This window comes from Pseudomonas lactis, assembly GCF_001439845.1.
Lineage (GTDB): Bacteria > Pseudomonadota > Gammaproteobacteria > Pseudomonadales > Pseudomonadaceae > Aquipseudomonas > Aquipseudomonas lactis.
The window spans coordinates 1-5,052 of the sequence record NZ_JYLO01000031.1; the positions used below are offsets into that span (position 1 = coordinate 1).

Here is a 5,052-nt window from a genome sequence, read left to right on the forward strand (position 1 = left end):
GCCAATCTCGCCAGCCAGGCCGCTGAGCGCTTTGAGCGCATGGCATTGATCGCAGAAGCAGCGGAGCAGCGGACATGAGCAATCACACCAAAGAAGAATGGCTGGTAGACCGCCAGGACTATTGCGTCTGCGTCATGCGAGATGGAGAGCCTCTTGAGATCGCCACCATTGGCGCCATGGATCACAACGGCATCAAGTTTGTGATCGGCGACGAGAGCTGGGCGAATGCTTACCTCATGCGTACCGCTCCAGAGCTGCTCAAGGCCCTCGAAGCGATGATGTCCAAGGCCTACAAGCAGAACTGGAACGATCAGTACCCTGAGCTGCTGGAGCAGGCCGAGAAGGTCATTGCGCTGGCGAAGGCTGGATCTGTGCCGGGTGATGGCGGTGAGTCACTGGAGCAAGAGCTATGACATACGTCCGCGAACAAACATCCACAGAGCTTGCCGCACACATTCGCAGCTTGCAAAAAATGGCTGGCTGGTTCGATCCGCTTACCGACCGGCTCTGGCAAGAGGTTGAAGCTCTCCAGGCCGAGCTCGCCGGCCTCAAGACCGGCTACGAAGCCTACAAGCGGGTGAATGCTGAGCTGAAGCAGAAAGTAGCCAATTTAGAGATCTGCCAGACCGCCAGCCTCGGCATGAGCGGCATTATCAAATGCGTGGCAGGGGAGCTTGGCTTTGACGCGGCTGGAGAAGACAGCGCTCAGGATTACCTGATTGTGCTGGCGAGGAAAGCGAGCGAGTTCAAGGCTGAGAATGAGGCGCTGCGCAAGGATGCGGATAAATGGAAGAGCGTGAAGCACGCAGGGGATCAACTCCTAGCCGATGAAGGGGGCGCCGCGATCTGGTCGGCATGCTCGCGAGTCCTGATCAGCATTGCTAGTGAGCTGAATTCAGGCCGCAGCGTAGTCACCGAAGAGGGTGTAACTATCGGCGACAGGGAAATTGGCGACTGGCGCGTCACGGTTGAACGAATCGACGCCGCCATGGGCAAGGGAGAGAAGTCATGAGGCGCACAGTTGGAATTTGCGGACTGGTCTTCTCTGCCGTTGGCGCTGCACTTGGGCTTGCTGGTCATCATGGATATGCGTTCGCCGCTCTGGTGGTATCTGGCGCCATCCTCCTGCTCTCGCGGAGGGTATGGCCATGACAGACAAGATCAGCGTCAACTGCCGCTCCATGCTCACCGAGGCCATCACCCGCATGTCCAAGATGTTCGAGGACAAGCACTTTGTGGTGGTGAGCCTGCGCCCGGGCAAGGACCGAACGCTTGACCAGAACCGCCTGTGGTTCGCCATGTACAAGCGCATCGCCGAGATGACGCAGCTGGGCGACCCAGCCGAGGCGCGCAAGTACTGCAAGCTGCACATCGGCGTGCAGATCCTGCTGAACGAGGATTCCGGGTTCCAGGCCGAGTGGTACCGGGTAATGCGCCACCTCCCATACGAAACCAAGCTGGACATGATGGGCGAGTGCCATCTGTTTGGGCCTGACGGCTTCCCGGTGACCAGCCTTTTCAATCGCGCCCAGGGCATCGCTTACACCGACCGTATCGTCGCGCGCTTTGCTCCGCAGGGCGTGTACTTCTCTGACCTGCTTAGCCAGGAGGCCGCATGAACGAAATAAACTGGTTTGTTTGGTGGGTCGTTGGCTGCGGCCTGGTATTCAACGGATGGCTGGTTTGGAATCTGGCCAAAGTGTGTGGCCATCTGATCTACACGGCGGTCGCCGCCGCATCCTTCACCCGGTTTTGCTGGGCATGCGGGAAAGTCCACGGGTTTAAGAGCCGGAAATTCCCATCATGGGTATACGCGCCACAGGTCTGGTTCGGTTTTTTCACTGTTTCGCTTGGTGCCAGTCCAGGCTCGATCAACCACATGGGCGGTGCTGGTGTGTGGAATGGGATCGGCAACTGGACGGTGTTCCCCGCCAAGGAGGCTGTATGAGTCAGGTAAAACGGTTTGAGATGAATGCCGCTGGCCGGGACTTCGCGGTTGGTGACATTCACGGGCACTTCACCAAGCTACAGGTCGCGCTTGATGCGGCTGGGTTCGATCCTGCAGTTGACCGACTTTTCAGTGTTGGCGACATGGTTGATCGCGGGCCAGAGTCACTCGATGTGGATGAATGGGTTCTCCGCAAGCCCTGGTTTCATGCGGTTCGGGGCAACCACGAGCAGATGACTGTTGATTCTCACGCTGCTGGTCGCGCCAGCGATCAGTGCGGGATGCACTTCATCAACGGCGGCCAATGGTTTTACGGACTTTCCAGTGTGGAGCAGGGCTGCTACGCAAGCATCCTGCAAGACCTGCCACTGGTAATTGAGGTTGAAACGGATCGAGGCCTCATTGGCATCGTTCATGCTGACGTGCCACGCGGTAGCTGGGCAGAGATGATTGGTGCGCTTGATGGCCCAGCGGCGGAGGCCGAGCACATCGCTGCGATTCTTCAGTGGTCCAGGAAGCGCATCACCGACGAAAACAGAGGCGGCGTGGCCGGCGTAAGGGCTGTGATTGTAGGGCATACCCCTCTGCGGCAGCCCGCGATTCTCGGCAACGTCTATCACATCGATACCGGTGGATGGATGGACAGGCACTTCACGCTGCTGAACCTCCAGACGCTTGAATGCATCCCGCCAATCAACCCAAAGCTGCACTGGGACTGGGAGGCGACGGCATGAAGCGCACTCCACTACAGCGCAAGACCCCACTCACGTCCGGCGGGGCGCGCCGCAAGCGCTGCCCCGAGTGCCGAGCGATGTTCACGCCTACCCGTAGCTCGCAGGCGGTTTGCGGGGAGATCGAATGCGCCATTGCTCACGGCAAGTCGGAGAGGGGGCGAGCCATTGCCGGGAAGGCGCTGGCAGAAGTAGGGCGCCGCGAGATCAAGGTCCGCAAGGAGAAGCTGAAGAGCAGGGCGGATCACCTGCGCGAAGCCCAGGCCGCGGTGAACGAGTACGTGCGCCTGCGCGACGCGCATCTGCCGTGCATCAGCTGCGACTCGACGCCGAACGACAACGACCTGATGACGGGCAGCCGATGGGACGCTGGGCATTACCGCTCCGTCGGCGCATGCCCGGAGCTGCGCTTCGAGCCGCTGAACATCCACCGGCAGTGTGTGAAGTGCAACCGCAACCTGTCCGGCAACGCCGTGGAGTACCGCATTCGCCTGGTGCTGCGCATCGGCGCCGAGAAGGTCGCTTGGCTGGAAGGCCTGCACGCGCCCTGCAAGTACACCGTGGAAGAGATCAAGGCCATCAAGGCCAAGTACCGTGCAATGACCAGAGAACTCAAGAGGGCTGCAGCATGAATATAAACTCGGCTCGTCAAGCGTGGCATGACTGCACCTACAACCCGGCCCCCGGGCAAACCTCAGACGTCGTCCAGTTGGGTGTGGTGGTCCAAACCACAGAGCGCGGCCCAACGGCCAATCACGCAATGCACAGCGCACTGGCCGGACACATCCAATCAGCAATAGCCCGTCTACATCCACAGGTCCGTTTGTTCGGCGAGTACATGTACGCCGCGAACCGAGACGATGATATCCGTGAGGCTGCGGAAGAAATGATCTTCGGCATGGTGGTATCGAAGTCCAAGCGCATGACTGCAGCGAAGCGGGAGAAGCTGGAATACGTCGTGAAGGGGGTTATGCGCCGATACCGATACATGCACCAGGGCGGACAGTCAGCGAACGAAGACCCGCTAATCAAGCCCGAGGGTTTCCGTTCGTGGTTGTTGGCCGAGTACGGTGTGCGCCTCGAGTCATTCAACTGGGAACGGGATTGGGAGTCTGTAATCCGCCTGACCTTCGACTGCTGCGAGGATGTCGATCGCATGGCACTGAGCCCAATTGGTGCGGTGATTTACAAGATGAAGGAGGCCGCTTGACTTCCCGTGCGGCTGAGGGCATCATTTCGCCATATTGAGTATTTTGCCTACGGCAACTTGCTCAACTAGCCCGGCTACTATTTCGGGCTTTTTGCTTTATGCAGATGATGGAAGGTGAGCGACACGGGGTAATCCGTTGAGAGGTAAACCGCACTGGTACTGTTTGCGCAGTATTGGTTAATCCCAGGTTCGAGTCCTGGCCATCTGCAACGCGGGTAACCAAGGGACGTAACTGGACCTACATAACCCGCACCTATTTTGAGCCTCGCCACTGTGCGGGGCTTTTTATTGCCCAAGATTTCCCCAAGCCCTCAGAGCCCCTGACTTGTCACGCTGATGAGGGACCTATTCAGGGCCTCGACATTGATCGGGGCCTTTTCGTTTTCGGCCCCGCCACACCCATCGCTCTGAGCTGGGAGTGCCGCCGGGGCTGACTTATTTCAAACATGCCCCACGGAGTCGAGCGCATGGAGTATCTACAGCGCCTGCTCGACAAAATCGACAGGTTCGAATTACTGATCGCGGGCCTCGTTGGGGCTGTGATCGCCAGCTGGTGGCACAAGGACGACTTGAACGACTGGCGCGCCTGGATGATCTTCCTCATCACTGGCATGGCCTGCTCGATCTACCTGACGAGCATGGTCAGCACCTACCTGGGCGTGACTGAGCCGAAGATCGTCGCCGGCATCGGCTTCCTGCTGGGTGCCTTCGGCGGCTCGCTCCTGGCAGCAATCAACCGAGCCATCAAAGCCGCTGACCTCTGGGCGCTCATTCGCCAGCGGTTCGGGGGAGGCAATCCACCATGAATCTTGAACTGATCAACTCCGTAGCCTGCGGCCTGATCGCGCTATGGGCGACCTGGTGTGTACTTAGCGGGAAGGTGAGGGACGGCATCCTCGGGAAGCTGATCTACTCGACCATCGCCATTACCGGTTTCGTCGTGATGGTGGGTAGTCAGAACATCTTCTTTGGCCCGACCACCGCAGGCCTGACGCTTCATGTGTCCCTGGCCCTGGCCGGTGCCCGCCATATCTTCATGGTCACTTACTGGCAGGCGGTCAAGGCCTGGCTGTGCAAGACGCTCAACTGCGAGCACTGCATGGGTTGCCCAAAGGCGCCTGAGGGTATCGAGCGGCGTAAACAGTAATCCGCGCCACGTTTTC

Annotated in this window: 9 protein-coding genes; all 9 read left to right on the plus strand. The window is 59.2% G+C overall.

What is annotated here, in order from left to right; all coding sequences use genetic code 11:
- Positions 1–74: 74 nt before the first annotated feature.
- The 9 genes from TX24_RS29975 to TX24_RS30015 all read left to right on the plus strand — a co-directional run bounded on the left by TX24_RS29975 (position 75) and on the right by TX24_RS30015 (position 5,036).
- Positions 75–413, plus strand: a complete 339-nt coding sequence (locus tag TX24_RS29975; protein ID WP_057712097.1) for a hypothetical protein — start codon at positions 75–77, stop codon at positions 411–413.
- Positions 410–1,012, plus strand: coding sequence for a coiled-coil domain-containing protein (locus tag TX24_RS32705; protein WP_057712098.1), 603 nt, complete (start codon positions 410–412; stop codon positions 1,010–1,012). Before TX24_RS29975 ends, TX24_RS32705 begins: the two co-directional genes overlap by 4 nt.
- A gap of 136 nt (positions 1,013–1,148) precedes the next feature.
- Complete coding sequence (locus TX24_RS29985) at positions 1,149–1,619, plus strand: hypothetical protein (protein ID WP_057712105.1); 471 nt, start codon at positions 1,149–1,151, stop codon at positions 1,617–1,619.
- Complete coding sequence (locus TX24_RS29990) at positions 1,616–1,948, plus strand: hypothetical protein (protein WP_057712099.1); 333 nt, start codon at positions 1,616–1,618, stop codon at positions 1,946–1,948. The genes TX24_RS29985 and TX24_RS29990 overlap by 4 nt, the downstream gene beginning before the upstream one ends.
- Complete coding sequence (locus tag TX24_RS29995; protein WP_057712100.1) at positions 1,945–2,682, plus strand: metallophosphoesterase; 738 nt, start codon at positions 1,945–1,947, stop codon at positions 2,680–2,682. The genes TX24_RS29990 and TX24_RS29995 overlap by 4 nt, the downstream gene beginning before the upstream one ends.
- The gene (locus tag TX24_RS30000; protein WP_057712101.1) at positions 2,679–3,311 is read left to right on the plus strand and encodes a recombination protein NinG; all 633 of its coding nucleotides are present in this window, start codon (positions 2,679–2,681) and stop codon (positions 3,309–3,311) included. The genes TX24_RS29995 and TX24_RS30000 overlap by 4 nt, the downstream gene beginning before the upstream one ends.
- Complete coding sequence (locus tag TX24_RS30005; RefSeq protein WP_057712102.1) at positions 3,308–3,889, plus strand: hypothetical protein; 582 nt, start codon at positions 3,308–3,310, stop codon at positions 3,887–3,889. Before TX24_RS30000 ends, TX24_RS30005 begins: the two co-directional genes overlap by 4 nt.
- Positions 3,890–4,356: 467 nt before the next feature.
- Positions 4,357–4,695 carry a hypothetical protein gene (locus TX24_RS30010; protein WP_057712103.1) on the plus strand — a complete coding sequence of 113 codons (339 nt, stop codon included), beginning with the start codon at positions 4,357–4,359 and terminating at the stop codon, positions 4,693–4,695.
- Positions 4,692–5,036 (plus strand): hypothetical protein, encoded by a 345-nt coding sequence (locus TX24_RS30015; protein WP_057712104.1) that lies wholly within the window; start codon positions 4,692–4,694, stop codon positions 5,034–5,036. The genes TX24_RS30010 and TX24_RS30015 overlap by 4 nt, the downstream gene beginning before the upstream one ends.
- Positions 5,037–5,052 lie beyond the last annotated feature (16 nt).

Bases quoted from the DNA above. Each gene is read 5' to 3' on its own strand.
- TX24_RS29975 (WP_057712097.1), top strand. From the start codon at position 75: ATGAGCAATCACACCAAAGAAGAATGGCTGGTAGACCGCCAGGACTAT.
- TX24_RS32705 (WP_057712098.1), top strand. From the start codon at position 410: ATGACATACGTCCGCGAACAAACATCCACAGAGCTTGCCGCACACATT.
- TX24_RS29985 (WP_057712105.1), top strand. From the start codon at position 1,149: ATGACAGACAAGATCAGCGTCAACTGCCGCTCCATGCTCACCGAGGCC.
- TX24_RS29990 (WP_057712099.1), top strand. From the start codon at position 1,616: ATGAACGAAATAAACTGGTTTGTTTGGTGGGTCGTTGGCTGCGGCCTG.
- TX24_RS29995 (WP_057712100.1), top strand. From the start codon at position 1,945: ATGAGTCAGGTAAAACGGTTTGAGATGAATGCCGCTGGCCGGGACTTC.
- TX24_RS30000 (WP_057712101.1), top strand. From the start codon at position 2,679: ATGAAGCGCACTCCACTACAGCGCAAGACCCCACTCACGTCCGGCGGG.
- TX24_RS30005 (WP_057712102.1), top strand. From the start codon at position 3,308: ATGAATATAAACTCGGCTCGTCAAGCGTGGCATGACTGCACCTACAAC.
- TX24_RS30010 (WP_057712103.1), top strand. From the start codon at position 4,357: ATGGAGTATCTACAGCGCCTGCTCGACAAAATCGACAGGTTCGAATTA.
- TX24_RS30015 (WP_057712104.1), top strand. From the start codon at position 4,692: ATGAATCTTGAACTGATCAACTCCGTAGCCTGCGGCCTGATCGCGCTA.